Below are 274 nucleotides of genomic sequence, written 5' to 3'. Positions count from 1 at the left end.
TACCCCCTTCGCCGTCTTGAAGGGTAAGCATGCCATCTCCATTGGTGTCGAAAGCAGCAAAGTCGTAGCCATGCATGTCAAAGGCGGTGCCGTCGTTTTCAGCATTCTGGCTTTCGAGATCGAGGAAGTCTGGAATGCCATCACCGTCAGAATCTGGGGCAGGATCGACGCTGGCTTGCAGGTCAATGCTATCGACCATCAGATCACCGTCCGCATCGATCAGACCGGCTTCGACCACATCAGGAATGGTGTCGTTGTCTGAGTCCAAATCGAT

1 pseudogene is annotated in these 274 nt (G+C 53.6%); it reads right to left on the bottom strand.

From position 1 onward, the window contains the following. Nucleotides 1-274 (bottom strand): annotated as a pseudogene (locus LRP50_RS25650) (hypothetical protein); the annotation flags it as partial.

This window comes from Enterovibrio gelatinilyticus (assembly GCF_028683095.1).
Lineage (GTDB): Bacteria > Pseudomonadota > Gammaproteobacteria > Enterobacterales > Vibrionaceae > Enterovibrio > Enterovibrio gelatinilyticus.
Note: the sequence above shows the minus strand (reverse complement) of the source record. Positions and strands in the feature narration are given on the sequence as shown.